This window comes from Streptomyces sp. BA2, assembly GCF_009769735.1.
Classification (GTDB): domain Bacteria; phylum Actinomycetota; class Actinomycetes; order Streptomycetales; family Streptomycetaceae; genus Streptomyces.
On sequence record NZ_WSRO01000002.1, the window covers coordinates 1,071,021 to 1,097,636 of the forward strand.

The 26,616-nt window shown below is 70.3% G+C and carries 22 protein-coding genes; 10 read left to right on the top strand and 12 right to left on the bottom strand.

Going from position 1 to position 26,616, the window contains the following annotated elements; translation table 11 throughout:
- Positions 1 to 34: 34 nt before the first annotated feature.
- Positions 35 to 958: an SDR family oxidoreductase gene (locus E5671_RS07465; protein WP_160503050.1), complete on the top strand. Its 924-nt coding sequence runs from the start codon at positions 35 to 37 to the stop codon at positions 956 to 958.
- A 17-nt stretch (positions 959 to 975) separates the two neighbouring features.
- Here the strand turns inward: E5671_RS07465 and E5671_RS07470 are convergent, their stop codons facing one another.
- From E5671_RS07470 to E5671_RS07505, 8 genes are all read right to left on the bottom strand, one after another.
- Positions 976 to 1,812: an enoyl-CoA hydratase/isomerase family protein gene (locus E5671_RS07470; protein WP_160503051.1), complete on the bottom strand. Its 837-nt coding sequence runs from the start codon at positions 1,810 to 1,812 to the stop codon at positions 976 to 978.
- A 74-nt stretch (positions 1,813 to 1,886) separates the two neighbouring features.
- On the bottom strand, positions 1,887 to 2,639 hold the full coding sequence (locus E5671_RS07475) for a PIG-L deacetylase family protein (protein ID WP_160503052.1): 753 nt from the start codon (positions 2,637 to 2,639) through the stop codon (positions 1,887 to 1,889).
- Positions 2,640 to 2,680: 41 nt separating this feature from the next.
- On the bottom strand, positions 2,681 to 3,997 hold the full coding sequence (locus tag E5671_RS07480; RefSeq protein ID WP_160503053.1) for an alpha/beta fold hydrolase: 1,317 nt from the start codon (positions 3,995 to 3,997) through the stop codon (positions 2,681 to 2,683).
- Positions 3,998 to 4,064: 67 nt separating this feature from the next.
- Positions 4,065 to 5,075 carry a LacI family DNA-binding transcriptional regulator gene (locus E5671_RS07485; protein WP_160503054.1) on the bottom strand — a complete coding sequence of 337 codons (1,011 nt, stop codon included), beginning with the start codon at positions 5,073 to 5,075 and terminating at the stop codon, positions 4,065 to 4,067.
- A gap of 57 nt (positions 5,076 to 5,132) precedes the next feature.
- Complete coding sequence (gene rhaS, locus E5671_RS07490) at positions 5,133 to 6,176, bottom strand: rhamnose ABC transporter substrate-binding protein (RefSeq protein ID WP_443032778.1); 1,044 nt, start codon at positions 6,174 to 6,176, stop codon at positions 5,133 to 5,135.
- A 109-nt stretch (positions 6,177 to 6,285) separates the two neighbouring features.
- A complete protein-coding gene (locus E5671_RS07495; protein ID WP_160503056.1) occupies positions 6,286 to 7,284 on the bottom strand; it encodes an ABC transporter permease in 999 nt (332 codons plus the stop codon).
- Positions 7,277 to 8,335, bottom strand: coding sequence for an ABC transporter permease (locus E5671_RS07500; protein WP_160503057.1), 1,059 nt, complete (start codon positions 8,333 to 8,335; stop codon positions 7,277 to 7,279). Before E5671_RS07500 ends, E5671_RS07495 begins: the two co-directional genes overlap by 8 nt.
- Positions 8,332 to 9,828 carry a sugar ABC transporter ATP-binding protein gene (locus E5671_RS07505; RefSeq protein ID WP_160503058.1) on the bottom strand — a complete coding sequence of 499 codons (1,497 nt, stop codon included), beginning with the start codon at positions 9,826 to 9,828 and terminating at the stop codon, positions 8,332 to 8,334. The genes E5671_RS07500 and E5671_RS07505 overlap by 4 nt, the downstream gene beginning before the upstream one ends.
- A gap of 240 nt (positions 9,829 to 10,068) precedes the next feature.
- On the opposite strand from E5671_RS07505, the gene E5671_RS07510 reads away from it, so the two are divergent.
- From E5671_RS07510 to E5671_RS07545, 8 genes are all read left to right on the top strand, one after another.
- Positions 10,069 to 13,266, top strand: a complete 3,198-nt coding sequence (locus tag E5671_RS07510) for an alpha-L-rhamnosidase (protein WP_160503059.1) — start codon at positions 10,069 to 10,071, stop codon at positions 13,264 to 13,266.
- Positions 13,267 to 13,299: 33 nt separating this feature from the next.
- Positions 13,300 to 14,469 carry an L-rhamnose isomerase gene (rhaI, locus tag E5671_RS07515; protein ID WP_160503060.1) on the top strand — a complete coding sequence of 390 codons (1,170 nt, stop codon included), beginning with the start codon at positions 13,300 to 13,302 and terminating at the stop codon, positions 14,467 to 14,469.
- 5 nt (positions 14,470 to 14,474) lie between these two features.
- Positions 14,475 to 16,541 (top strand): bifunctional aldolase/short-chain dehydrogenase, encoded by a 2,067-nt coding sequence (locus tag E5671_RS07520; RefSeq protein ID WP_160510040.1) that lies wholly within the window; start codon positions 14,475 to 14,477, stop codon positions 16,539 to 16,541.
- Positions 16,542 to 16,838: 297 nt separating this feature from the next.
- Positions 16,839 to 18,323, top strand: coding sequence for a rhamnulokinase (locus tag E5671_RS07525; RefSeq protein ID WP_160503061.1), 1,485 nt, complete (start codon positions 16,839 to 16,841; stop codon positions 18,321 to 18,323).
- Positions 18,324 to 18,419: 96 nt separating this feature from the next.
- Entirely contained in the window at positions 18,420 to 19,181 is a 762-nt protein-coding gene (locus E5671_RS07530) for a (Fe-S)-binding protein (RefSeq protein WP_160503062.1), read from the top strand.
- The gene (locus tag E5671_RS07535; protein WP_160503063.1) at positions 19,178 to 20,710 is read left to right on the top strand and encodes a LutB/LldF family L-lactate oxidation iron-sulfur protein; all 1,533 of its coding nucleotides are present in this window, start codon (positions 19,178 to 19,180) and stop codon (positions 20,708 to 20,710) included. Before E5671_RS07530 ends, E5671_RS07535 begins: the two co-directional genes overlap by 4 nt.
- Positions 20,707 to 21,411: an LUD domain-containing protein gene (locus E5671_RS07540; RefSeq protein ID WP_160503064.1), complete on the top strand. Its 705-nt coding sequence runs from the start codon at positions 20,707 to 20,709 to the stop codon at positions 21,409 to 21,411. Before E5671_RS07535 ends, E5671_RS07540 begins: the two co-directional genes overlap by 4 nt.
- 4 nt (positions 21,412 to 21,415) lie before the next feature.
- Positions 21,416 to 22,579, top strand: a complete 1,164-nt coding sequence (locus E5671_RS07545; protein WP_160503065.1) for an ABC transporter ATP-binding protein — start codon at positions 21,416 to 21,418, stop codon at positions 22,577 to 22,579.
- Between the two features lie 25 nt (positions 22,580 to 22,604).
- On the opposite strand, the gene E5671_RS07550 is transcribed toward E5671_RS07545, so the two are convergent.
- The 3 genes from E5671_RS07550 to E5671_RS07560 are packed head-to-tail and all read right to left on the bottom strand — an operon-like array spanning position 22,605 to position 24,903.
- A complete protein-coding gene (locus tag E5671_RS07550) occupies positions 22,605 to 23,549 on the bottom strand; it encodes an ABC transporter substrate-binding protein (RefSeq protein WP_160503066.1) in 945 nt (314 codons plus the stop codon).
- Positions 23,546 to 24,226 carry an ABC transporter permease gene (locus E5671_RS07555; protein WP_160503067.1) on the bottom strand — a complete coding sequence of 227 codons (681 nt, stop codon included), beginning with the start codon at positions 24,224 to 24,226 and terminating at the stop codon, positions 23,546 to 23,548. Before E5671_RS07555 ends, E5671_RS07550 begins: the two co-directional genes overlap by 4 nt.
- Positions 24,223 to 24,903 (bottom strand): ABC transporter permease subunit, encoded by a 681-nt coding sequence (locus E5671_RS07560; protein ID WP_160503068.1) that lies wholly within the window; start codon positions 24,901 to 24,903, stop codon positions 24,223 to 24,225. Before E5671_RS07560 ends, E5671_RS07555 begins: the two co-directional genes overlap by 4 nt.
- Positions 24,904 to 25,084: 181 nt before the next feature.
- Here E5671_RS07560 and E5671_RS07565 point away from each other — a divergent pair, with 181 nt between their 5' ends.
- The gene (locus E5671_RS07565; protein ID WP_160503069.1) at positions 25,085 to 25,531 is read left to right on the top strand and encodes an SPW repeat protein; all 447 of its coding nucleotides are present in this window, start codon (positions 25,085 to 25,087) and stop codon (positions 25,529 to 25,531) included.
- A 106-nt stretch (positions 25,532 to 25,637) separates the two neighbouring features.
- On the opposite strand, the gene E5671_RS07570 is transcribed toward E5671_RS07565, so the two are convergent.
- Positions 25,638 to 26,573: a helix-turn-helix transcriptional regulator gene (locus E5671_RS07570; RefSeq protein ID WP_160503070.1), complete on the bottom strand. Its 936-nt coding sequence runs from the start codon at positions 26,571 to 26,573 to the stop codon at positions 25,638 to 25,640.
- Between the last annotated feature and the right edge of the window lie 43 nt (positions 26,574 to 26,616).

Here is a 26,616-nt window from a genome sequence, read left to right on the forward strand (position 1 = left end):
GAGCTTTGGTGCGTTACGCGGTATCGATGCGGCCATGACGGACGACCTGAGCGAAGGTGCGCCGCCGGGGCTCCCTGCCCCCGCCCCGCCCGGCACGAGCGCCCTGCCCGAGGGGACGTACGAGGGAGCGGTCGTCCTCGTGACCGGCGGCGGCAGTGGCCTCGGCAAGGCGATCGCCGCGGAATTCGCGCGGCTCGGGGCGGATCTGGTGATCGCCGCCCGCAAGGAGGAACGGCTGAAGGCGGCGCGGGACGAACTCGCGGGCCTCGGCGGGCGGGTGGCGGCCACCCCGTGCGACATCCGGGACCCGGACCGTGTCGCCGAGGTCTTCGACGCGGCGCAGGAGGCGTACGGCCTGCCGGACGTCCTGGTCAACAACGCGGCGGCGAACTTCCCCGTGCCCGCCGAGGACATGTCCCCGAACGCGTGGCGCTCCGTCGTGGACATCACGCTGAACGGCACGTTCTTCATGACGCGGGAGTTCGCCCGCCGCCATCTCGCGGCGGGCACGCCCGGCTCCGTCATCAACATCGGGGCGTCCTACGCGTGGACGGGCGGCCCTGGTTTCGCGCACAGCGCGGCGGCCAAGGCAGGCGTGAAGAGCCTCGTCGAGAGCCTGGCGGTGGAGTGGGGCCCGTACGGGATCCAGGTCAACGGTCTGGTGCCGGGTCTGATGCCGCACGAGGACATGACCGCCGACATCCGCGGCAACCTCGACCGGGCGGCTCCCTCACAAGCCTCGCAGAGCGGGCAGTTGGGCGCTCGCCAGCCCGCCCTGCGCGTCGGCGCCCCGCGCGAACTGGGCTGGGCGGCAACCTTCCTCGCCTCGCCCTACGCCCGCTACATCACCGGGCACACGCTCGTGGTCGACGGCGCGAACTGGCAGCGGCGAGGCCTGGTGAGCCCGGAGGTGGTGACGGTGCGCGAGCAGATGGGGCGAGGGCGGTTCGAGGGGTAGCCGCTCCCGGAGCAGGGCTACTTCCCCTCGAAGGTGGCCGCCCTCCGCTCCCCCTTCGCCGCGTACCCGGCACGTGAGTCCTCCGACGTCAGTGTGATCGCCGCGTTCAGCGCGACCCGGTCCAGGGCCGCGTCCATCCCCGCGTCCGCGTACGCGTCGATGCCCCGCTTGATGCCCTGGACGGCCAGCGGGGCGTTCGCCGCGATCTCCGCGGCGACCTCACGAGCCGTTTTCGTCAACTCGTCCACCGGCGTGACGAGTTGGACAAGACGCAGGCGCTCGGCCGTGGCCGCGTCGATGCGTCGCCCGGTGAGCGAGAGCAGCTTCGCCCAGCCGGCGCCCGCCTCACGTGCGATGCGCAGATCACCGCCCGCGTCCACCGCGACGCCGATCTGCGCCTCGGGCAGCGCGAACACCGCGTCGTCCGCCACGATCCGCACGTCCGCCATCAGGGCGAGCTCGAAGCCGAAACCGAGGCAGTACCCCTGCGCGGCGGCGACGACCGGCTGCGGGAGGCGCGCGAACGTGCGGAAGCGTTCATGGACCCAGCGCATGCCCTCGTAGTAGTTGCGGGTGCGCTCGGAGACCGAACGGCCTTCGATCGCACCGCCGTTGAGGTCCGTGATGTCGATGCCGGCACAGAACGCCCGCCCCTCCGCACGCAGCAGCACCGCCCTGATCGAGTCGTCGAACCGGATCCGGTCGGCGAAGATGCCGAGCTGGCGCGTGGACTCCCAGCTCCACGCGTTGAGCTTGCGCGGGTGGCAGAGGGTGAGGATGCCGAGGCCGTCCTCGATGTCGAGGCGCAGCCGCTCCTCACCCTCCGGGATGTCCGTGCCGATGGTGTCGATCATCAAGCACCAGCTCCTGCCTACGTTTCTGACGTCGCGTCAGGTATTTGACGTGACGTCAGCGTAGTGGCGGTGGCTCAGCGGCTGAAGACCTCGAAGGCCACTGCGGGCTTCCCGCCGAAGCGCGGTGCCAGCTGCTGGGCGTAGCCGATCAGGAACTCACGGCAGTACTTCTCGGGGTCCTGCGTCGTCAACGCCTCGATGTATGTGCGGTGTTCGAGAAGTGAGGCCACGGAACGCTCGAGCCCGGCCGTCGCGTCCACCGCGTGGGTGGGCGAGGACGAACCGGCGACGGCCACCCAGCGCACGCCGTCCCACGGCTCCAGCGCGTCCTCCTCGATCAGCTCGGGGAAGATCCAGCGGTTGCCCGCGTCCGCGACGGCGTCCAGGGTGGCGCGGCCGACGGCGACGTGGTCCGGGGTGTTCCAGGCGACGCCGCCCCAGGTGTCACGGTGGTTGAGGGTGATCACGAGCTCGGGCCGGTGCCTGCGGACCGCTGCGGCGATGTCGCGGCGCAGCGCCGTCCCGTACTCGATCACACCGTCCTTGTGGTCGAGGAACTCCACGGCCGACACACCGACGACGGCCGCGCTCGCCCGCTGCTCGCGCTCGCGCAGCGGGCCGCACGTGGCGGGGTCGAGGGTGTCGATGCCCGCCTCACCGCGGCTGGCAAGGAGGTAGGCGACCTCACGCCCGCCGTCCGTCCATCCGGCGATCGCGGCCGAGCAGCCGTACTCCAGGTCGTCGGGGTGGGCGACGACGGCGAGGGCCCGCTGCCAGTCCTCGGGCATGGGGGTGAGCTGGTCGTTCTCGTTCAACGGCTCTGTCATGTCCGCAGCCTAGCTTCGCGGGCCCCTCTCAAGGATGGCCGTCAGGCCTCTCCCCTGGCGAGGGCGAGGAGCCGGTCGAGGACGCGCGGCGAACCCACCCGAAGACCGTCGTGCTCGTACTCGTCGGTGACCCAGGTGCGCAGGCCGCGGATGGAGCGGGCGGTGCGCAACGAGTGCTCGGTGTCGACGTACATGTCGTCGTGGTAGATCGCGGCGGCGGCCGGCACCTCGTTCGCGGCGAGGCGCGCCGTGTCGTACAGGGCTGCCCAGCCGGTGCGTGCGGCGAGGTGGTCGGCGGTCTCGCGCAGCGGCCGCAGGGCGGGGTCGCAGTCGAACTGCCAGCGCTGGACGGCTTCCCCGGTGAAGAGGAGCGGCGCGTCCCCGGCGAGCGCCTTGCCCGGGTCGAACTGCGGGAACTCGCCGCGCAGCCGCTGCGCCGACCAGTCGGTGGGCCGCTCGCCCTGGCCGTAGATGGACTCGTGCAGGAGCGCGAAGAGCGGGTGGCTCCAGTGCGAGAGGGCGGCCTGTACGCCTTCCTGGAAGGCGTCGGAGAGCTGGTGCCCCGCCGGGGTCCGCACGAAGGCGTCTTCGAGGAGGTAGTGGAGGCGGTGGCTGCCGTCGCCGGTGCCGAGCAGCATGCCGAGGGACTGGAACGCCTCGACGGTGAGGCGGTAGCCGCCGTTGAGGACCGGCTCGTGCTCGGCGAGGTGCGCGGCGATGCGGCGGGCGCGCTCGACGTCCTGGGGGTAGCGGGCGTAGTGGGCGCGGGTCTTGCGCTCCATGCGCGGGTAGGCGGCGCGGTAGACGTCGTCCGCGTGGCCGTCGAGCATGGGCAGGCCGCCGGTGATGATGGCGGTGTGCAGCCCCTCGGGGGCCGCCGACAGGTAGTGGGTCGCGCAGAAGCCGCCGAAGCTCTGGCCGAGGACGGTCCAGGGGGCGCCGCCGGTCAGCTCGCGCCGGATCAGCTCGCAGTCGCGGACGATGGAGTCGGCGCGGAAGTGCGTGAGGTAGTCGGCCTGTTCGCGGGGGCCGCCGCGCAGCGGGAGCGTCTGGCGCGTGGCCGGAGTGGAGCTGCCTGTTCCGCGCTGGTCGATGAGCAGCACCCGGTAGTCCTGCAAGGCCCTGCCGAGCCACGCCTCCTTGCCTACGAACCGGTTGGCCCCGAAGCCTGGGCCGCCCTGGAGATACACCAGCCACGGCAGGTCGGCGCCCCCGTGGCCCCCGTGCGCCTTCGCCACGGCCTCGCGGGCGAAGACCTCGATCCGCTCCCCCGCCGGGTCGTCGTGGTCGAGGGGCACGGAGAAGCGGTGGTCGGTGAGGACGACTCCGGGCTGGCGGTAGGAGGCAGTGGCGGTCAAGGGGGCTCCTGGGCGACTACGGAACGGGACACTTCGCCCCAGTCCAGCACACCCGCCTCGGGGGCGGTCAGCGGGGCGCCAGGCTGGAGCGGCGAACCACGAGTTCCGGCTGGAGCACCACACGCCGGTGATCGTGTTCGTCCGTGTCCGACTCGGTCTCCTCCAGGAGAAGTTCCGCGGCCATCGCACCCATCTTGATGGCGGGCTGGCGCACCGAGGTGAGGGGGACGACGGCCGCCGCTGCGAACTCGATGTCGTCGTAGCCGACGATGGAGATCTCCTCGGGCACGCTCACCCCGGCCGCGTACATCGCCTGGAGCACGCCGAGCGCGAGCAGGTCGTTGGCGCAGAAGACGGCGGTCGGCCGCTCGGCGAGGCCGAGGACGCGGGCGCCCGCGTCGCGTCCGGCGGCCACGTCGAGGCGTTCGGTGGGCAGCTCCCGCAGCGCCGACGCGGGCAGACCGGCCTCGGCGAGCGCCTGCAGCGCCCCCTCCCTGCGGTCCTTGACCTGGTTGAGCCCGGGCGGGCCGCTCACGTACGCGATGCTGCGGTGCCCCGTGTCGACGAGATGGCGCACCGCGAGCGCCCCGCCGAGGACGTCGTCCACGGAGACGGAGCACTCGGTGGCGCCCTCGGCGACCCGGTCGACCAGGACGAACGGGATGGCGTGTCTGCGGAACGCCTCGATGTTCCGTCCCGTGGCGTCCGCCGGCGTCAGCAGGACGCCGCGTACCCGCTGTTCGGCGAAGAGCGCCAGATATTCGGCCTCTTCGGAGGGGCTCTGTCCGCTGTTGCACATCATGACGCGGAGCCCGGCGTCGCGCGCGGCCCGCTCGGCACCGCGCGCGACGTCTACGAAGAAGGGGTTGCCCATGTCCAGCACGAGCAGCGCCATGATGCGGCTCTGCCCGGCGCGCAGCTGCCGTGCGGACTCGCTGCGGACGTAGCCGAGCCGGTCGATCACGGACTGCACCCGGTGGCGTGTCTCTTCGGAGACGACGTCCGGGCGGTTGATCACGTTCGACACGGTGCCCACCGACACGCCGGCGTGCTTCGCCACGTCTTTGATGCCGACCATGCGTCCCCTTGTTCCGTTGCGCGTGCGGTGCCTTGTGCGCCGCCGCGTGCGATCCCCTCAGAATTTGTACTGGTCGATGTTCTTCTTGTCGAAGACGGTCGGCTCGCCGAGATCGACCACGCCCTTGTCGCCGATGGTGAAGCTGCCGAGGTCGCCCGCCTCGAACTTCTCGCCCTTCTTGCCGGTGATCTGGCCGGACTTCAGGGCCACGGCGGTGTGCGCGGCGAGCGCGCCGAGCTTGGCCGGGTCCCACAGCTCGAAGCCCTCGACGGTGCCGTTCTTCACGTACTGGCGCATGTCGTTGGGCGTGCCGAGGCCGGTGAGCTTCACCTTGCCCTTGTACTTCGATCCCGAAAGGTACTGGGCGGCCGCCTTGATGCCGACGGTCGTCGGCGAGATGATCCCGGCCAGCTTCGGGTGCTCCTGGAGGAGTCCCTGGGTCTGCTGGAAGGACTGCTGGGCGTCGTCGTTGCCGTAGGCGGTCTTGACCAGCTTCATGTTCTTGTACTTGGGCTTCTTCAACTCGTCCTTCATGTAGCGGATCCAGGTGTTCTGGTTCGTCGCTGTCTGGGCGGCGGAGAGGATCGCGATGTCGCCCTTGTAGCCGAGCTGCTTGCCGAGCAGTTCCACCTGGGTGCGGCCGAGCGCCTCGGCGCTGGACTGCGAGACGAAGACGTCACGGCATCCCGGGTTGGTGTCCGAGTCGTACGTCACGACCTTGATGTCGTTCTTCATGGCCTGCTTGAGTGCGGTGCACAGGGCGCCCGGATCCTGCGCGGAGACGGCCATGGCGTCGACCTGCTGCTGGGTGAGCGTGTTGACGTAAGAGACCTGCCCGCTGGTGTCGGTGGCGCTGTTGGGGCCCGTCTCCTTGTACGTCGATCCGAGCTCCTTGAGCGCCTTCTCGCCGCCCTTGTCGGCGACGGTGAAGTACGGGTTGTTGACCTGCTTGGGCAGGAAGGCGACCGTGAGCCCCTTCTTGGTCGGCGCGTCCGGGTCGGCCTTGGCGTTCGAGGCCTTGGCGGCGTCGTCGTTCTTCGAGGACTCCTTGGTGGTGCCGCCGCAGGCGGTGGCGGTCAGTACGAGCGAGGTGACGGCCATGAGGGTCACGCAGGCGCGGGTGAGGGCCGGGCGGCGGACGGAGCGGCGGGGAGATCGGCGGGGAGAGAGCATCGTTGGTCCCTTTCGGACGTGCGGAGGGTACGAGGGGTCAGCGGGCAGGGGCGGCGGCGCGACGGCCCGCTCTGGCGACGGCGATCTGGCGGGCCACGCGCGGGCCGAGCACGGACACCACGAGCAGCACGCCGGTGACGACGATCTGCGACTGCGCGGAGACGTTGAGCAGGCTCATCGCGTTCTGCAGGGCGCCGAGCAGGAAGACTCCGGCGATCGCGCCGCCGAGGGTGCCCTTGCCGCCGTCGAAGTCGATGCCGCCGAGCAGGACGGCCGCGACGACGGACAGTTCGAGGCCGGTGGCGTTGTCGTAGCGGGCGCTCGCGTAGTGCAGGGCCCAGAAGACGCCTGTGAGGGAGGCCATGAGCCCCGTGAAGACGAACAGCCACAGCTTGTGCCGCTTGACGCGGACACCGGCGAAGCGCGCCGCCTCCCCGTTGGCGCCGATCGCGAACAGCGAGCGTCCGAAGGGCGTGGCGTGCAGGACGACGACGGCGATCGCGAGCAGCGCGAGGAAGGGCAGGAACGCGTACGGCAGGAAGGTGTCGCCGATGCGTCCGGCGGCGAAGTCCAGGTACTGCGAGGGGAAGTCGGTCACGGCGTCGGAACCGAGGACGATCTGCGCGATGCCGCGGTAGGCGGCCATGGTGCCGATGGTCACGGCGAGCGAGGGAAGGCCGAGGCGGGTCACCAGGAGGCCGTTGACGAGGCCGCAGAGGACTCCGATGAGGAGCACCAGCGGAATGATCGTCTCGATGGCCATACCGGCGTTCCAGAGCGCGCCCATCACGGCTCCGGAGAGCCCCGCCGTCGAGGCGACCGACAGATCGATCTCTCCGGAGACGACGAGAAGCGTCATCGGGAGGGCGATCAGCGCGATGGGCAGCGTGTTGCCGATGAGGAACGACAGGTTGAGGGCGTTCCCGAAACCGTCGACAAAGGAGAACGACATCAGCAGGAGGACGACAAGGAGAGCGCCGACAACGGTGTCCCAGCGCACGGCGCGCGTGAGCGTGAGCCGGTTGGAGTCAGCCATGGCGGGCAGCCCTTCTGTTCGATGCGGCCCTCTTCGTCAGGGCCTTGGCGACGCGCAGGGCGACGATCCGGTCGACGGCGATGGCCAGGACGAGCAGCACGCCGTTGATGGCGAGCACCCACACGGAGCTGACGCCGAGCGCGGGAAGCACGCTGTTGATGGAGGTCAGGAGCAGCGCGCCGAGTGCCGCGCCGTAGACGCTGCCGGAGCCGCCGGTGAAGACGACGCCGCCGACCACGACGGCGCTGACGACGGTGAGTTCGTAGCCGTTGCCGGTGGCGGAGTCGACGTTGCCGAAGCGGGCCAGGTAGAGCGCACCGGCGAGCCCGGCGAGCGCCCCACAGGCGGTGTAGGCGGCGAGGATGCGTTTGCGTACCGGGATGCCTGCGAGGCGCGCGGCTTCGGGGTTGGAGCCGAGGGCGTAGAGCTCGCGTCCGCCGCCGAAGTGCCGCAGGTAGTACGCGACCGCGACCAGGACGGCGAGCGCGATAAGACCCAGGTAGGGCACCGCCGAGATCCCGCCGGAGCCGAAGTCGACGAAGCCGTCCGGCAGGTCGGACGCGGTGATCTGCCGGGAGCCGACCCAGATGGAGTCGACGCCCCGGATGACGTACAGGGTGCCGAGCGTCACGACGAGCGCGGGCACCTGGCCGAGGCTGACGAGCGCCCCGTTGAGCAGACCACACCCCACGCCGAGCGCGACCGCAAGGAGGATCGCGACCGTCGAGTTGCCGCCGCCCTGGAGGTAGTTGCCGGCGGCGAAGGCACTGATCCCGAGCGTCGAGCCGACCGACAGGTCGACGTTGCGGGTGATGACGACGAGGGCCTGTCCGGTCGCGACGAGGACGAGGATGGTCGCGTTCAAGAGCAGGTCCTTGATGCCCTGCTCGGACAGGAACTCGCTGTTGCCCGCCTGCGTGATGCCGATCATCACCAGGAAGACCAGCAGGATGGCCAGTTCGCGCATCTTGAAGACGCGGTCGACGAGGCGGGTGGCCCCGGCCTTCTCCGGGTCCACGGCGGGGGCCGGGCTCTGGGTGGTCACGCTCATGCCGTCCTCCCTGTGGCTGCCGCCATCACGGACTCCTCGGTCGCCTGCGCGCGCGGGATCTCGGCGGTGAGCCGTCCTTCGTGCATGACGAGGACCCGGTCGGCCATGCCGAGGATCTCGGGCAGGTCGGAGGAGATCATCAGGACCGCGACCCCGTCGGCGGCGAGTTGGGAAAGCAAACGGTGCACTTCGGCCTTGGTGCCGACGTCGATGCCCCGGGTCGGTTCGTCCACGATCAGCACTTGGGGCCGGGTGGCGAGCCACTTGGCGAGGACGACCTTCTGCTGGTTGCCGCCGGACAGGGTGCCGACGGCGTCGGCTATGCGCGCGTACTTCACCTGGAGCCGCACCGCCCAGTCGAGCGAGCGGCTGCGCTCGGCACCGCGGTCCATGAGGCCCGCGCGCACCGTCGTACGCAGCCCCGTGAGCCCGATGTTGCGCTCGATCGACATGTCCATCACGAGGCCCTGGGCGCGCCGGTCCTCGGGGACGAGCGCGAGCCCGGCCGCCATGGCGGTGCTGGGGGCTCCGTTGACCAGGGCCTTCCCTTGTACCTCGACGGTTCCGGCGTCCCACCGGTCGACGCCGAACACGGCCCGCGCGACTTCGCTGCGCCCGGCCCCTACGAGCCCCGCGAGCCCGACGATCTCCCCGCGCCGCACGTCGAACGACACATCGGTGAAGACACCCTCCCGGGTCAGCCGACGGACGCTGAGCGCGACTTCGCCGACCCGCGTGTCCTGCTTCGGGTAGAGCTCGTCGAGGTCGCGGCCCACCATGCGGCGTACGAGATCGTCCTCGGTCAGGCCTTCGAGCGGCTCGCTCGCGATCAGACCGCCGTCGCGCAGCGTGGTGACGCGCTGGCACAGCTCGAAGATCTCCTCCAGGCGGTGCGAGATGAACAGCACCGCGGCGCCCTGTTCGCGCAGGGCGCGCACGACTCCGAAGAGGCGGGCCACTTCGCTGCCGGTGAGCGCCGCGGTCGGCTCGTCCATGATCAGGACCCGGGCGTCGAAGGAGAGCGCCTTGGCGATCTCGACGATCTGCTGGTCCGCGATGGAGAGCCCGCGCGCGGGCTGTTCGGGGTCGAGGTCCACGGCCAGGCGCTTGAAGAGCGCGTCGGCCGCGGCATGCACGGCCTTGTGGTCGACGCGGCCGAGGGAGCGGCGCGGCTGGCGCCCCATGAAGATGTTCTCCGCGACGGAGAGGTCGGGGAAGAGCGTCGGCTCCTGGTAGATGACGGCGACGCCCGCGTCCCTGGCGTCTCCCGGGCCGTGGAAGACGACCGGGGACCCGTCGAGCGACAGCTCCCCCGCGTCCGGCCTGTGGACCCCGGCGAGGGTCTTGATGAGGGTGGATTTCCCTGCGCCGTTCTCGCCCGCGAGGGCGTGCGCCTCACCGGCGTACAGGTCCAGGGAGACGTCGCGCAGGGCGCGCACGGCCCCGAAGGACTTGCTCAGGCCCTGCACGGCAAGGACGGGGGGCTCTCTCATAGGCAGCACCGATCGGTCACGAAGGGCATGCGGCTTCCGGCATTCATGAAAGGTTTCAATCAATTTTCAGGGAAGCTAAACCCGCGCCAACTACGGCGTCAATGGGCAGGACTTGAAAATCCTGTCGCCACTTGATGCACCAAGGGGCAAGCACTCCAAGGCTCTTGACAGCGGGCGGCGCTCTCCCTAGCTTCGCCTCTCGTGAAACGATTCATCGTCGAGTCGTTACGGAGTCGAGTTGTGATCAGTAGAAGACGACTGCTCAGCACCACCGCCACGGCCGCCCTGGGAACGGCGGTGGCCACCGGGGCCGTTCCGACGGCCCACGCCGCCCCCTCCGCAGGGGGCAGGGCCCTGCGCGTCACCAGACCGACCGTCGAGTACGTGAGGCACCCGCTCGGTCTCGACGTGCCGCGCCCGAGGCTGAGTTGGCCCCTGACGTCAGCCAAGGAGGGGCAGGCGCAGACCGCCTACCAGGTGCGCGTGGCCACCGCCCCCGGCCGCCTCACCAAGCCGGACGTCTGGGACAGCGGCAAGGTCGCCTCCAGCGACTCCGTCCTGGTCCCGTACGCGGGCCCCGGCCTCAAGTCCCGTACGCGCTACTACTGGTCGGTCCGGGTCTGGGACACCGCGGGCACGGCCTCCGACTGGAGTGAGGCCTCCTGGTGGGAGACCGGGCTCTCCTCGGCGAAGGACTGGACGGCGCGGTGGATCGGCGCACCCGCCTCCCTCGTCGGAGCGCCCTCCCTGGCAGGCGCCTCGTGGATCTGGTTCCCCGAGGGCGACCCCGCGAACAGCGCTCCGGCCGCCACCCGCTGGTTCCGGGGCCGCGTCGACGTCCCCGGAGGGGTCACCCGCGCGCGACTGGTCATGACGGCCGACGACGGCTACACCGCGTACGTGAACGGCACGCGAGTGTCGCACGCCGAAGCGGACAGCACCGCGGACAACTGGCGCCGCCCCGCGGTCGTCGACGTGACCGGCCAGCTCCGCGCCGGCGCCGGGGTCATCGCCGTCTCGGCCACCAACGCCACGACCGGGCCCGCCGGCCTGCTCGGCCTGCTCGAAGTGACGACCTCCGAGGGCGTACGCACCCTCAGCACCGACGGCACGTGGAAAACCATCGACAAGGAGCCCGCGGGCGACTGGCAGTCGACGGGGTACGACGACGGCTCCTGGACGGCGGCCAAAGTCCTCGCACCCTGGGGTTCGGGCCCCTGGGGGAAGGTCGCACCCAACCACTGCCCCGCCGCCCAGTTGCGCCACGAGTTCCGCCTCCGTCCGGGGAAGAAGGTCGCGCGGGCCCGGCTTTACTCCACGGCCCTCGGTCTCTACGACGCCTGGCTGAACGGCGAGCGCGTCGGCGACGACCGCCTGGCACCCGGCTGGACCGACTACGACAAGCGCGTCCAGTACCAGACGTACGACGTGACGAAGCAGCTCAGGTCCGGCGCCAACGCGCTCGGCGTGACGGTCGCGGTCGGCTGGTACGCGGGCAACGTCGGCATGTTCGGTCCGCATCAGTACGGCGAACGGCCGGCGTTCCTGGCCCAGTTGGAGGTCACGTACACCGACGGCTCCTCCGACCGTGTGCTGTCCGGCACCGACTGGCGCGCCGCCACAGGTCCGGTCACCGCCGCCGACCTCCTGTCGGGCGAGGACTACGACGCGCGCCTGGAGACCGCGGGTTGGACGCGCCCCGGTTTCGACGACTCGAAGTGGATCGCGGCGGACGCCGTCGACAAGGCCGAGGCCGCCGTCGTGGCCCAGATCGACGGGCACGCGCGCGTGGAGAGCGAGATCTCCGCCCTGAAGATGAGCGAGCCGAAGCCCGGCGTCTTCGTCTTCGACCTCGGTCAGAACATGGTCGGCGCGGTCCGCCTCACCGTCTCCGGGAAGGCCGGTACGAAGGTCCGGTTGCGCCACGCGGAGGTCCTCAACCCCGACGGCACGATCTACACCACCAATCTGCGGTCCGCGCGTGCCACCGACACCTACACGCTCAAGGGCGGCGGCAAGGAGACGTACGAGCCGCGGTTCACCTTCCACGGCTTCCGCTACGTGGAGGTGACGGGCTACCCGGGCAAGCCACCGCTCGACGCCGTGGTGGGCCGCGTGATCCACACGGCGGCGCCGTTCACGATGGACTTCAAGACGAACGTGCCCATGCTCAACCAGCTGCACAGCAACATCACATGGGGCCAGCGCGGCAACTTCCTCTCCATCCCCACGGACACCCCCGCACGTGACGAACGGCTCGGCTGGACCGGCGACATCAACGTCTTCGCGCCGACCGCCGCCTACACGATGGAGTCGGCGCGCTTCCTCACCAAGTGGCTCGACGACCTGCGCGACGGCCAGTCCGGCGACGGCGCCTTCCCGGATGTCGCCCCGTCCATCGGGTCGCTCGGCAAGGGCGTGGCCGGCTGGGGCGACGCCGGAGTGACCGTCCCCTGGGCGCTGTACCAGGCGTACGGGGACAAGCGCGTCCTGGAGCAGTCCTGGTCCTCGATGCTGAAGTGGCTCGACTACCTGGAGAAGCACAGCACCGGGTATCTGCGCCCCGCCGAAGGCTACGGAGACTGGCTCAACATCCAGGACGAGACTCCCAAGGACGTCATCGGAACCGCCTACTTCGCGCACAGCGCCGACCTCGTGGCGCGGACCGCCGAAGCACTGGGCAAGGACCCGGCCCCGTACAAGAAGCTCTTCGGGAGCGTCCGTGACGCCTTCCGCACGGCGTACGTGACCGGCGCCGGGCGTGTGAAGGGCGACACGCAGACCGCGTACGTGCTGGCCCTGTCCATGGACCTGCTCGCCGACAGCGACCGCGCACCGGCGGCAGCCCGCCTGGTGGAGCTCATCAAGTCCAAGGAATGGCACCTGTCGACAGGCTTCCTGGGCACCCCGCGACTGCTCCCCGTCCTGACGTCCACCGGCCACACGGACGTCGCCTACCGCCTCCTCGTCCAGCGGTCCTTCCCCAGCTGGGGCTACCAGATCGACAAGGGCGCCACGACGATGTGGGAGCGCTGGGACTCCATCAAGCCGGACGGCAGCTTCCAGGACGCCGGCATGAACTCCTTCAACCACTACGCCTACGGATCGGTGGGCGAGTGGATGTACGCCAACATCGCGGGCATCGCCCCGGCCGACCCGGGCTTCCGCAAGATCCTCGTCCGCCCCCGCCCGGGCGGCGGCGTGACCGAGGCGGAGAGCAGCTTCGACGCGCTCTACGGCCCGGTCAGCACCCACTGGAAGACGGACTCGGACGGATTCCGTCTGACCCTGACCCTGCCCGCGAACACCACTGCCGAGGTGTGGATCCCCGCCGACAAGCGCTCTCAAGTAGCGCATGGTTCGGCGGAGTTCCTGCGCGTGGAGGACGGCTGCGCCGTCTTCGCCGCCGCCTCCGGCACGCACCGATTCTCCAACTGACCCACCTCGACCGCACTTTCGGAAGGCTGCGCGATGACCGCCGGAACCAGCAAGGACGCCGTGAAAGCGGCACTCAGTACCCAGGCCCTGGAGACCCCGTCCTGGGCGTACGGCAACTCCGGTACGCGCTTCAAGGTCTTCGCGCAGCCAGGTGTCCCACGCACGACCCGCGAAAAGCTCGACGACGCCGCCCGGGTGCACGCCCACACGGGCGTGGCGCCCAAGGTGGCCCTGCACATCCCCTGGGACAAGGTCGACGACTACGCGGCGCTCGCGGAGTACGCCACCGAGCGCGGCGTGACGCTCGGCGCGATCAACGCGAACGTCTTCCAGGACGACGACTACAAACTCGGTTCGGTCACCAACCCGGACCCGACGGTCCGGCGCAAGGCGCTCGACCACCTCCTGGAGTGCGTGGACATCATGGACGCGACGGGTTCACGCGACCTGAAGCTGTGGTTCTCCGACGGCACCAACTACCCCGGCCAGGACGACATCCGCAGCCGCCAGGACCGCCTGTCGGAGGCCTTGCGGACCACCTACGACCGCCTCGGCGACGACCAGCGCATGCTCATCGAGTACAAGCTCTTCGAGCCCGCCTTCTACGCGACGGACATCCCGGACTGGGGCACGGCCTACGCGCACTGCCTGAAGCTCGGGCCGAAGGCGCAGGTCGTCGTCGACACCGGCCACCACGCGCCCGGCACCAACATCGAGTTCATCGTCGCGACGCTCCTGCGCGAGGGGCGCCTGGGCGGCTTCGACTTCAACTCGCGCTTCTACGCCGACGACGACCTGATGGCGGGCGCCGCGGACCCCTTCCAGCTCTTCCGGATCATGTACGAGGTCGTCCGGGGCGACGGCCTGGACTCGGACATCGCGTTCATGCTCGACCAGTGCCACAACATCGAGGCGAAGATCCCCGCGATCATCCGCTCGGTGATGAACGTGCAGGAGGCCACGGCGAAGGCGCTCCTCGTCGACGCGGAAGCACTGGCCGGGGCTCAGCGGACCGGCGACGTGCTGGCCGCCAATGCCGCCCTGATGGACGCCTTCAACACCGACGTCCGCCCCCTACTGGCAGAAGTCAGGGAGGACTCGGGGCTCGACCCTGATCCCATGAGGGCCTATCAGGAGTCAGGCTGGCAGGAGCAGATCGTCAAGGACCGCGTGGGCGGCGAGCAGGCCGGATGGGGGGCATGAGCGACATGACACAGCACGCACAGACCGCACAGACCACACAGCACGCACGGATCAAGGAACTTCTCGACCGCGCCCACCGCTTGGGCGCGGACCCGTGCAACACCAACTACGCGGGCGGCAACGCGTCGGCGAAGGGCACGGCCGCCGACCCGGTCACGGGCGCGGACACCGACCTGATGTGGGTCAAGGGCTCGGGCGGCGACCTGGGCACCCTCACCGAGGACGGCCTGGCGGTCCTTCGCCTGGACCGCCTCCACGCACTCAAGGAGGTGTACGGGGGCGCGGACCGCGAGGACGAGATGGTCGCCGCCTTCGATTACTGCCTGCACGGCAAGGGCGGCGCGGCACCTTCCATCGACACGGCCATGCACGCCCTGGTGGACGCGCCCCACGTGGACCACCTCCACCCGGACTCGGGCATCGCCCTGGCCTGTGCCGCGGACGGCGAGAAGCTGACGGCACAGTGCTTCGGCTCCACGGTGGCCTGGGTGCCCTGGCGCCGCCCCGGATTCCAACTGGGCCTGGATATCGCCGCGGTGAAGTCCGCCAACCCCGACGCCATCGGCTGCGTCCTGGGCGGTCACGGCATCACGGCCTGGGGCGCCACGGCGGACGAGTGCGAGCGCAACTCGCTGCACATCATCCGCACGGCGGAGGCGTTCCTCTCCGGACACGGAAAGCCAGCCCCCTTCGGCCCGGCCCTGGACGGGTACGGCCCCCTCCCCACCGCCGAACGCCACCACCGTGCGGCCGAACTGGCCCCGCACATCCGCTCGCTGGCCTCGCAGGACCGCCCCCAGATCGGCCACTTCACCGACACGGACACTGTCCTCGACTTCCTGACCGGCACGGAACACCCGCGCCTGGCGGCCCTGGGCACCTCCTGCCCCGACCACTTCCTCCGCACGAAGATCAGGCCCCTGGTCCTCGACCTGCCGCCCACCGCACCACTCCAGGAGGCCATCACCCGCCTCAAGGAGCTGCACGCGGCCTACCGAGAGGAGTACGCGGCCTACTACACCCGCCACGCCGACCCGGCCTCCCCGGCGATGCGCGGCGCGGACCCGGCCATCGTCCTCGTTCCGGGCGTAGGGATGTTCTCCTTCGGCAAGGACAAACAGACCGCACGCGTGGCAGGCGAGTTCTACGTGAACGCCATCAACGTCATGCGAGGCGCCGAAGCGGTCTCCACCTACGCGCCCATCGACGAGTCGGAGAAGTTCCGCATCGAGTACTGGCCGCTGGAGGAGGCCAAGCTCCAGCGCATGCCCAAGCCCAAACCCCTGGCCACCCGCGTCGCCCTCGTGACCGGCGCGGGCAGCGGCATCGGCAAGGCGATAGCGCACCGCCTGGTGGCGGAGGGCGCGTGCGTCGCGGTGGCGGACCTCAACGCGGAGAACGCCACGGCCGTGGCGCAGGAGCTGGGCGGCCCCGACAAGGCGGTCGCCATCCCCATGGACGTCACATCAGAGGAGCAGATCACGGCGGCGTTCGCCACTGCTGCGCTGGCCTTCGGCGGAGTCGACCTGGTGGTGAACAACGCGGGCATCTCCATCTCCAAGCCCCTGCTCGACACCACGGCCCGCGACTGGGACCTCCAGCACGACATCATGGCCCGCGGCTCGTTCCTCGTCTCCCGCGAGGCTGCCCGCATCATGCGAGACCAGGCGCTGGGCGGCGACATCATCTACATCACGTCCAAGAACGCGGTGTTCGCGGGCCCGAACAACATCGCGTACTCCGCGACGAAGGCGGACCAGGCCCACCAAGTCCGCCTACTGGCAGCGGAATTGGGCGAGCACGGCATTCGGGTGAACGGCATCAACCCGGACGGCGTGGTCCGCGGATCGGGGATCTTCGCGGGCGGCTGGGGCGCGCAGCGCGCGGCGACGTACGGGATCGAGGAGGAGAACCTGGGCGCGTTCTACGCCCAGCGGACCCTCCTCAAGCGCGAGGTGCTCCCCGAGCACGTGGCCAACGCGGTCTTCGCCCTGACAGCAGGCGACCTGACCCACACGACGGGCCTGCACATACCGGTGGACGCGGGCGTCGCAGCGGCGTTCCTCAGGTAGCCACCAGCCCCTCTCCTGCCCGCGCATCGGGCCGGAGAGGCACGCACCGAGGGCGCATGTCGGACGACAGACGGGTCCACCGGCCCGCAGCCGCGCATCCGGCCGGAGGGGACGTGCCGGTATGTCTGCCCGGAGCACGGCACGCGGCGCTCCGGTGCCGAAGTAGCCGCGCGTGCAAACCGAGATGGCGAGGACGGACATACCGGCGCGGCCCCGCCCCCATGAGCCACGACGCGACCACCCACTACCCGCACTCGCCCGCGCACCTGAACCCGCACCCGACCCCTGCGAGCCACCATGCCCAACCCCCGCTCACCCCACCGCTTCGCCGCCATCGACCTCGGCGCCTCCAGCGGCCGCGTCATGGTGGCGAAGGCCGGCCGCGACACCCTCACCCTCCACGAGGCGCACCGCTTCCCCAACCACCCCGTCCGCACCTCCGGCACCCTGCACTGGGACATCCTCTCCCTCTACAACGGAATCCTGGACGGCCTCCGCGCCGCAGGTTCTGCCGGCCCCCTCACCTCCATCGGGATCGACGGCTGGGCAGTCGACTACGGCCTGCTTGACACTGACGGCGCCCTCCTCGGCAACCCGGTTCACTACCGCGACACCCGCACCGAAGGCATCGCGGCCAAGGCATGGACGACCGTCCCTCCCACCGACCTTTACGCCGCGACAGGCATCCAGTACGCCCCCTTCAACACCCTGTACCAACTACTGGCCGCCCAAGGATCCGCCCAACTCGCCACCGCCGAACGCCTGTTGCTCATCCCGGACCTGCTGACCTACTGGCTGACAGGCGAACTCGGCACGGAGCTGACCAACGCCTCCACCACGCAGCTCATGGATCCCGGAACAGGCGACTGGTCGCACGAGGTAGCGACGCGCCTCGGCATCGACCCAGGTCTGTTCCCGCCCTTGCGGCACCCCGGCGATCCAGCGGGCCAACTGCTCCCCCAGGTCCTCGACGACACCGGCCTGACCTCGCCCACCCCCGTGACGACGGTCGCCTCGCACGACACCGCGTCAGCCGTCGCCGCCGTCCCCGCCACCACCGACGACTTCGCCTACATCTGCACCGGCACCTGGTCGCTGGCGGGGCTGGAGCTGACCACCCCCATCCGCACGGAGGAGAGCCGCAAAGCCAATTTCACCAATGAGCTGGGCATAGACGGCACGGTCCGCTACCTGCGCAACATCATGGGCCTCTGGCTGCTCCAGGAGTGCCTACGCACCTGGAACACCGGCGTCAGCGCCCCCACCCTGGAAGCACTGCTGATCGAAGCCGCCGCCGCCCCCGCCCTCCGCTCCCTCGTCGACGCCGCGGACCCCGCTTTCCTTCCCCCCGGCAACATGCCCCACCGCATCGCCCAAGCCTGCGAGGCCACGGGGCAGCCGGCCCCCGGCACCCCCGCCGAGACGACACGCTGCATCCTCGACTCCCTGGCCCTGGCCCACCGCCGGGCCATCGAGGACGCTCAACGCCTCGCGGACCGAGCCGTGGACGTGGTGCACATAGTCGGCGGCGGTGCCCGCAACGCGCTCCTGTGCCAACTGACCGCTGACGCCTGCGGGCTGCCCGTCGTCGCGGGGCCCGCGGAGGCGGCGGCGCTGGGCAACGTACTCGTGCAGGCCAGGGCGCACGGCCTGATAAGCGAAGGCCGCCACGAAATGCGGGCCTTGCTGGCCCGCACCCAGCGGCTGACTCGCTACGAGCCGACCCGCGACCCGGCAAGCCGGGCAGCATGGAAGGAGGCGTCCCAACGCGTCCTTCCATGACGCTTCCCCGCATGACGTGCCCGCACCATGACTCCCGCGAAGCGCGCGCAGCGCATACGCTGCACCCATCCGATGACCGACGAGGAGGAACCCGCGATGCGTGTCGCTCTGTTCCTGACCTGTGTCAACGACACGTTGTATCCCGACACAGGCCGAGCAGTGGTGAAACTGCTGACCAGACTGGGAGTTGACGTCGACTTCCCGATGGCGCAGACCTGCTGCGGGCAGGCGCACTACAACACGGGTTACCGCCACCAGGCAGAGCCCCTCGCCCGTCATTTCTCCGATGTATTCAGCTCGGACGAGTACGACGCGATCGTGACACCGTCCGGATCGTGCGGCGCGATGGTCCGCGAGCTCTACCCCCGCATGGGAGAACGAGCCCGTTCGGAGGGCCGCGGTGACGGCCTGGCGGCGACGCTGGCGCCCGTCGTTCCCAAGACGTACGAACTCACCGAGTTCCTGGTGGACGTTCTTGGTGTGACCGACGTCGGGGCGTACTACCCGCACACGGTGACGTACCACCCGACCTGCCACGGCCTGCGCAGTCTCGGTCTGGGCGACCGGCCCACGCGACTGCTCCAGGCGGTCAAGGGCCTTGAACTGCGGGCGCTCCCCGGCGCGGACGAGTGCTGCGGCTTCGGCGGCACCTTCGCGATGAAGAACTCCGATGTCTCGTCGGCGATGGGCACGGACAAGGTGCGCAACGCCGAGTCGACCGGCGCCGACGCCCTGTGCGCGGCGGACAACTCCTGTCTGATGCACATCGGGGGCACGATGTCCCGCCTCAGGAGCGGCCTGCGCCCGGTCCACATCGCGGAGATCCTGGCGAGCACGGAAGAGGAGCCCCTGTCATGAGCGGCACGAGCAGCGTGAACGGCACGAGCGGCACGTTCGTGGGCATGCCCGCCTTTCCCGCCTTCCCCACCGCGGCCCGCGAGGCCGTGGGCAACAAAACCCTGCGCGCCAATCTCCGCCACGCCACGCACACCATCCGCGACAAACGGGCCCGCGCCGTCGCCGAACTGGACGACTGGGCACAGCTGCGCGAGGCCGGAAAGCGGATCAAGGACCACACCCTCTCCCGACTCGACCACTATCTGGTCCAGTTGGAGGAGTCGGTCACGGCAGCGGGCGGCACCGTGCACTGGGCGGCCGACGCCGACGAGGCCAACCGCATCGTGACCCGCCTCGTCCAGGAGACCGGAGAGTCGGAGGTCGTCAAGGTCAAGTCGATGGCCACGCAGGAGATCGGCCTCAACGAAGCCCTCGAAGAGGCGGGCATCCACGCCTACGAGACCGACCTCGCCGAACTCATCGTCCAGCTGGGCAAGGACCGCCCCTCGCACATCCTCGTTCCCGCCATCCACCGCAACCGCGGCGAAATCCGCGAGATCTTCGCGCGCGAGATGAGCGAGTGGGGCCGCCCCGCCCCGGACAACCTCACCGACACCCCCGCCGAACTCGCCGAGGCCGCCCGTCTCCACCTCCGTGAGAAGTTCCTGCGCGCCAAGGTCGGCGTCTCCGGAGCGAACTTCATGGTCGCAGAGACGGGCACCCTGGTCGTCGTCGAGTCGGAGGGCAACGGCCGCATGTGCCTGACGCTCCCCGAGACGCTGATCTCGGTCGTCGGGATCGAGAAGATCGTGCCCACCTGGCGGGACCTCGAGGTCTTCCTCCAGACGCTCCCCCGCTCCTCGACGGCCGAGCGGATGAACCCGTACACGTCGATGTGGACCGGCACCACCGACGAGGACGGGCCGCGCGACTTCCACCTCGTGCTCCTCGACAACGGCCGCAGCGACACGCTCGCCGACGAGGTGGGCCGCCAGGCACTGCGCTGCATCCGCTGCTCGGCCTGCCTCAATGTCTGCCCCGTGTACGAACGGGCCGGCGGCCACGCGTACGGCTCGGTCTACCCCGGCCCCATCGGAGCGATCCTCAGCCCCCAACTCCGCGGCACCCAGAGCGAGATCGACGCCTCACTCCCCTACGCGTCCTCACTCTGCGGCGCCTGCTACGAGGTGTGCCCGGTGGCCATCGACATCCCCGAAGTCCTCGTCCACCTGCGGGAGCGGGTGGTCCAGGGCGGCGAAGTGACGCGGCACGGCTCGAAGGTGACCCTGCGGCCGGCGAAGGGGCACGCCGCGGAGCGGGCCGCGATGCGCGCGGCGGGCTGGGCGTTCGGCCGCCCGGCAGCGCTCCGGGCCGGACAGAAGCTGGCGTCCGGCACTCGGCGCATCCATCCGCGCACGCTTCCCGGACCGGGGCGGGCGTGGAGCGGGACGCGGGATCTGCCGAAGGTGCCCGCGGAGCCGTTCCGTGACTGGTGGCAGCGGACGAATGGCGGCCGGTCGGAGAACCCGCGGAAGGGCGGCAAGAAGTGAGCAGCAGGGACCAGATCCTGGGCCGCGTCCGGCGAGCGCTTGCCGACGTACGCGACGGCGAGGATCCCGATGGCCAGAAGGGCGACACCCACGACGCCCACGACACCTACGCGTCAGCCGTCCCCCGCGATTACCTGCGCGAGCACGGCACCCGCACCACCGACCAGACCGTCGACCTGCTCGCGGAGAACCTCGCCGACTATCGCGCGCTCGTGCACCGCTGCGCGGACACGGAGCTGGCGGATGTGCTCATGCGTCTGCTCGCGGAACGCGGCGCGCGCACCGTGCTCGTGCCGCCCGGTCTCCCGCCGTACTGGCTCAAGGCCTCCGACGCGACCCGTGTCGATGACCGTGCCACGAGCACTCCGCGTGAGCTCGACGCGGTCGACAGCGTCGTCACCGGCTGCGCGGTCGCCGTAGCCGAGACCGGCACGATCGTCCTGGACGGCGGCCCCGACCAGGGCCGGCGGCGGATCACGCTCGTCCCCGATCACCACATCTGTGTCGTACGGGTCCCGGACCAGGTGGTCTCCTCCGTGCCGCAGGCACTCGAACGGCTCGACCCGGCATGCCCGCTGACCTGGATCTCGGGACCGTCCGCCACCAGCGACATCGAACTGGACCGGGTGGAGGGCGTGCACGGCCCCCGCACCCTGGAGGTGGTGCTGGTGAGCGGAGTCCGAGGGCCGCGGTTAGCGTGAGTGCATGATCCGGTTCGAGCAGGTGAGCAAGCGCTACCCGGACGGCACGATGGCCGTGGACGACCTGTCCTTCGAGGTCGCTCAGGGGGAACTGGTCACGCTCGTCGGGCCTTCCGGGTGCGGCAAGACGACCACGATGATGATGGTGAACCGCCTCATCGAACCGACCGCGGGCCGCATCTTCGTGAACGACGAGAACATCGCGGACGTCGACCCGGTCCGCCTGCGCCGCCGTATCGGCTATGTCATCCAGCAGGTGGGGCTCTTCCCGCACCGGACGATCCTCGACAACACGGCGACCGTCCCCGCGCTGATCGGCTGGAAGAAGGCGAAGGCGCGGGCTCGGGCGGCCGAGCTGCTCGACCTGGTGGGCCTCGACCCGAAGACGTACGGCTCCCGCTATCCCGAGCAGCTGTCGGGCGGGCAGCGCCAGCGCGTCGGCGTGGCACGTGCGCTGGCCGCCGATCCGCCCGTGCTCCTCATGGACGAGCCTTTCGGGGCGGTCGACCCGGTGGTGCGCGAGCAGTTGCAGGACGAGTTCCTGCGGATGCAGGCGACGGTCCGCAAGACGGTTCTCCTGGTCACGCACGACATCGAGGAGGCGGTCAGGCTCGGTGACCGGATCGCGGTGTACGGGCAGGGGCGCATCGAGCAGTACGACACGCCCGGTGCCGTGCTCGGCACTCCGGCGACGCCGTACGTCGCCGGGTTCGTGGGCTCCGACCGTGGCCTGAAGCGGCTCTCGGTCACCGACATCCAGCCGGACGACCTGGAGCAGCCGACGGTGGTGAGGTTCGACGAGCCCGCCGCGCACGCCGCGGCCCGGCTGCGCGAGGAGGACGCCCGCTGGGCCGTCGTCCTGGACACGGACGGAGATCTGCACGGCTGGGTCGGCATCGACGAGGTGGCCCTCGCCGGCGAGGGCGGCAGGGTCGGCGATCTGGCCCACCGTATGAAGGCGTGGGTCCCTGTGGGCGCCCCGCTCAAGCAGGCGTTCGGTGTGATGCTGCAGCACGACGCGGGCTGGGTCGCGGTCCTCGACGGTGCTCGCTTCCTCGGCGTGCTGACCCCGGCCAAGCTGCACGAGGCGCTGCGCCGCTCGGTGGACGCGGACGCGCAGGGCGTGGCTCGGGACGAGGTGGAGTTCGACTCGGTGGCCGACGCGTAGGCCTCTGCCCCTCAGACCGCACCGCCTACAGCAGCCCCTTCTCCTCCAGGTAGGTCCGTGCCACGTCCTGCGGCAGCCGTCGCCAGCTGTCCACCTGTTCGTTCATGGACGCCAGGTCCGCCGTCGTCAGTACGGAGTTGAGGCGGCCGAGTGCTTTCGAGACGCCCTCGCTGCCCGCGCGGGAGCGGTTGACGACCGGGACGATGTAGTCGGCGTTCTGGAGTTTCTTGTCGTCCTTCAGCAGGACGAGGCCGAAGTTGTCGAGCGTGGCGTCCGTCGACGTGGTCAGGACCATCTGGTCCTGCCCGCTCTGCACGGCCTTCTTGGCCTGTGTCGTGCCCACGCCCTTGGGGTCGACGGAGGTGATGTCGATGCCGTAGACCTTCTTCAGGCCGGGTTCGCAGTACGGGCGTTGCACGCATTCGTCGCCCGCGGCGAGGCGTACCTTCAGGCCGGACTTGCCGAGGTCGCTCAGTGTTTTCAGGCGGTGCTGCTCGGCGAAGGACGCCGTGACCGCGAAGGCGTTCTGGTCCACGGCCTTGCCCGGGTCGAGGACGGTGAGGCCGCGCGGCGTTGCGAGGCCGCGCAGGGCCTTCATGGTGGCGTCCAGGTCGGGCGAGCCGACCGGCTTCGCGTCAGCGCCGTTCTTCTTGGCGTTCAGCCAGTCCGCGAACGTCGCCGCGTACTCGGGGACGACGTCGATCTGCCCGGACTCCAGGGCGGGTTCGTACAGCTCGCGGTTGGCCACGGAGAGGACCTCCGCCCCGTATCCGGCCTTCTGCAGGAGCAGCGAGTACATCTGGGCGAGCAGGTCGCTCTCGGTGAATCCCGCGGAACCGACGACCAGGTGATGACTGTCGCCGGGCGGGGCGGTCACCTCGCCCTGGGTCTCCAGGGACGGGCCCGAGGAGCAGCCGGACAGGAGCAGCGCCGTCCCCGCCGCGGCGACCCGTACCCCGCGCCGCCTCATCCCGTCCGCCCTCTCCCCCGCGCCCCGCCGGGAGCGAGCCGTTCGCCGATCTCGAAGAGCCCCTCGACGATCAGGGCGAACACGGCGACCAGCACGGCGCCCGCCACCACCTGCGGGGTGCTCGCGAGGTTGAAGCCGGCCGTGATGATCCGGCCGAGACCTCCGCCGCCGGCGAGTGCCGCGATCGTGGCGGTGGCCACGAGCTGCACGGCCGCGATCCGCACCCCGCTGAGGACCAGCGGCATCGCGAGCGGCAGTTCGACCCGCCACAGCATCTGCCGCCCCGTCATTCCCATGCCGCGCGCGGCCTGTACGACGCTGCGGTCGACGCCGCGCATCCCGACGTACGCGTTGGTGAGCAGCGGCGGCACGGCGAACAGGACGAGCGCGACGACGGTCGGGCCCTCGCTCCACCGTCCAATGGGGGTGAGGAGCAGCAGGACGAGAACCGCGAAGGTCGGTACCGCGCGGCCGACGTTGGAGATGTTGACCGCGAGGGCACCGCCCTTGCCGAGATGGCCGAGGACGAGCGCGACCGGCAGCGCGATCAGACAGCTCAGGATCAGGCAGACCACGGTGAGGACGAGGTGCTGGGTGAGCCGGTGCCAGATGCCGTCGTCGCCCGCCCAGTGCGCGGAGTCGGTGAGCCACTGCCAGGCGTCGCTGATGGTGTTCATGAGCGGGCCGCCCTCGTCCACGGAGTGAGGATCCGCTGCACGCCGAGGAGCAGCAGATCGGCCAGTACGGCGATGACGACGCACAGCACGGAGGCGGTCAGGACCTGCGCCTTGAAGTAGGTGTTCATGCCCGTGTAGATCAGGTTGCCGAGCCCGCCGAAGCCGACGATCGCGCCGACCGTGACGAGGGAGACCGCGGAGACGGTGGCGATGCGCAGGCCGGCCATGGCGGCGGGCAGCGCGAGCGGCAGTTCGACGGTAAGGAGGAGCCGGATCGGTCCGTAGCCCATGCCGCGGGCGGCCTGCCGGGTGTCCTCGGGGACGGCGCGCAGTCCGGCCAGGATGTTGCGGACGAGCAGCGTCAGGGAGTACAGGACGAGTCCCGCGACGACGAGGGACGCGGAGAGGCCGTACACGGGAAGCAGCAGCGAGAACATCGCGAGCGAGGGGATCGTGTAGAGGATCGTGGTCAGCGCCAGGACGGGCCCTGCCGCCAGGGCCCATCGGCGGGCGACGACGGCCAGCGGTACGGCGATGACGAGCGCGATGAGGATGGAGACGGCGGTCAGCTCCAGATGCTGGAGGACCGCGTCGACGATGATCTGGCGGCGGGTGCTCAGATACTCACCGCAGATCCACTCGTTGCGCGCTAGGCAGTCGTCCGGGGGCGCGGTCACGTGTTCATTCCAGCGGCCGGGGCGTGGGACGGCGCGTTCTGGTCCCCCGTACGGGCGGCGGCCTGAGAGCCGCTGATCGGCCACGAGTACGCATAAAGAAAAAATAAGAGCAGAATGGATATGTGCGACATTCCGCCGCGCGAGGTCATCAGGCCTGCACCAAGCAGAGGAGACGAGTCTCATGGCCGACGTCTCACACAGGGGAGACATAGCCGCTCACCCTGACGTATCCGAAATGCGGGATCGATACGCCCGCGTACTCGGTGGTAAAGATGTGGCGCTCGTGGATGGACCTGTGTTCCTCACGGGTCTCTTCTGTGCCATCTCCCCGTGGGTGGTCCACTTCACCACCAGCCAGCCAGTCCTCACGACGCACAACCTCATCATGGGCATCGCGATCGGCCTGCTGGGCCTCGGATTCACCGTCGCGCCTGCCAGGATGTACGGCCTGAGCTGGGCCATGTGCGCCATGGGCGTATGGATGATCGTGTCGCCGTGGGTCGTCGGCACGAACCCTGACGCGGGCGTCATCCTCACCAACATCATCATCGGCGGCCTCACCCTCCTGTTGGGCCTCGTATGCATCGGCGCGGCGGCGAAGGAGGGCCGCAGGGTGAACACGACCTGACACGGGAAGGCGGAGCCACACAAGCGCGGCGGCCCCCGGATCGGCGGAGAGCCGGGAGCCGCCGTCAGTCGTGCGAACGCGTCAGGCGGCGCGGACCGCTGCCGTCCTAGGGCCGGTCCGCGTGGAGGTGGGTGCGGCCTTCGGGCCGTTCGGCGTCGACCCGCTCGGCCTCGGCACGCGGGTGGTCGTCGGCGGTTGCGGCCTGCCCGAGGAGGGTCACCGCTTCCCTCGACGGTGAGCCGGGCTCCGTGACGGCGAGGACCAGGTGCTGGTCCTCCGCCTGCGGAAGGTGGAGGCTCTGCTGGGTGACGGTGAGGGTGCCGACGAGGGGGTGGCGCATCTCGTAACGGGCGAAGTCGCAGGGGTGCACCCGGTGGCCGGTCCACATGGCGGCGAACTCGGGGCTCTTGACGGTGAGTTCACCGATGAGCGAGGTCAGCAGCGTGTCGTCGGGGTGGCGTCCTGCGACCATCCGCAGATTCTCGACGACGGCCTTGGCCTTCGCCGTCCAGTCGGCGTACAGCGCACGGGTGTGGGGGTCGAGGAAGAGCATCCTGGCGAGGTTGGGTCGCTCGGCGGCCCGCTGGGGGCTTTCGGGGCTCAGGTGCGCCGCGAACAGCGCGTGGCCCAGACGGTTCCAGGCGAGCACGTCGGTGCGACGGCCGCTGACCAGCGCCGGAACACTCTCCAGGGTGCTCAGCAGATGGAGCGTGGTGGCCCCCGCCTGCTCGGCCCGCGGTCGGCGGGCCGAGGTCCGCCTCCTGCCCGCGTCGGCGAGGTCGTGCAGATGCCTGCGCTCCGCCTCGTCGAGGCAGAGGGCCCGCGCGACGGCATCCAGGATCTCCGGGGAGGCCCCGACCGACTGGCCCTGCTCCAGTCTCGTGTAGTACGAGGCGCTGACGCCGGCGAGCAGTGCGAGTTCTTCCCTGCGCAGCCCTGCCACGCGCCGCCGGTCGCCGTAGTCCTTCAGGCCGACGTCCGCGGGACGCAGCTGGGAACGTCGCGCGTACAGGAAGTCGCCGAGCCTGCCTCGTTCGCTCATGTCCCCCAGTCTGCATCGGCCCGCGCGCGGCAGCCTGACCCTG

Bases quoted from the DNA above. Each gene is read 5' to 3' on its own strand.
- E5671_RS07465 (WP_160503050.1), top strand. From the start codon at position 35: ATGACGGACGACCTGAGCGAAGGTGCGCCGCCGGGGCTCCCTGCCCCC.
- E5671_RS07470 (WP_160503051.1), bottom strand. From the start codon at position 1,812: ATGATCGACACCATCGGCACGGACATCCCGGAGGGTGAGGAGCGGCTG.
- E5671_RS07475 (WP_160503052.1), bottom strand. From the start codon at position 2,639: ATGACAGAGCCGTTGAACGAGAACGACCAGCTCACCCCCATGCCCGAG.
- E5671_RS07485 (WP_160503054.1), bottom strand. From the start codon at position 5,075: ATGGTCGGCATCAAAGACGTGGCGAAGCACGCCGGCGTGTCGGTGGGC.
- rhaS (WP_443032778.1), bottom strand. From the start codon at position 6,176: ATGGCCGTCACCTCGCTCGTACTGACCGCCACCGCCTGCGGCGGCACC.
- E5671_RS07495 (WP_160503056.1), bottom strand. From the start codon at position 7,284: ATGGCTGACTCCAACCGGCTCACGCTCACGCGCGCCGTGCGCTGGGAC.
- E5671_RS07500 (WP_160503057.1), bottom strand. From the start codon at position 8,335: ATGAGCGTGACCACCCAGAGCCCGGCCCCCGCCGTGGACCCGGAGAAG.
- E5671_RS07505 (WP_160503058.1), bottom strand. From the start codon at position 9,828: ATGAGAGAGCCCCCCGTCCTTGCCGTGCAGGGCCTGAGCAAGTCCTTC.
- rhaI (WP_160503060.1), top strand. From the start codon at position 13,300: ATGACCGCCGGAACCAGCAAGGACGCCGTGAAAGCGGCACTCAGTACC.
- E5671_RS07520 (WP_160510040.1), top strand. From the start codon at position 14,475: ATGACACAGCACGCACAGACCGCACAGACCACACAGCACGCACGGATC.
- E5671_RS07525 (WP_160503061.1), top strand. From the start codon at position 16,839: ATGCCCAACCCCCGCTCACCCCACCGCTTCGCCGCCATCGACCTCGGC.
- E5671_RS07530 (WP_160503062.1), top strand. From the start codon at position 18,420: ATGCGTGTCGCTCTGTTCCTGACCTGTGTCAACGACACGTTGTATCCC.
- E5671_RS07535 (WP_160503063.1), top strand. From the start codon at position 19,178: ATGAGCGGCACGAGCAGCGTGAACGGCACGAGCGGCACGTTCGTGGGC.
- E5671_RS07545 (WP_160503065.1), top strand. From the start codon at position 21,416: ATGATCCGGTTCGAGCAGGTGAGCAAGCGCTACCCGGACGGCACGATG.
- E5671_RS07550 (WP_160503066.1), bottom strand. From the start codon at position 23,549: ATGAGGCGGCGCGGGGTACGGGTCGCCGCGGCGGGGACGGCGCTGCTC.
- E5671_RS07555 (WP_160503067.1), bottom strand. From the start codon at position 24,226: ATGAACACCATCAGCGACGCCTGGCAGTGGCTCACCGACTCCGCGCAC.
- E5671_RS07565 (WP_160503069.1), top strand. From the start codon at position 25,085: ATGGCCGACGTCTCACACAGGGGAGACATAGCCGCTCACCCTGACGTA.
- E5671_RS07570 (WP_160503070.1), bottom strand. From the start codon at position 26,573: ATGAGCGAACGAGGCAGGCTCGGCGACTTCCTGTACGCGCGACGTTCC.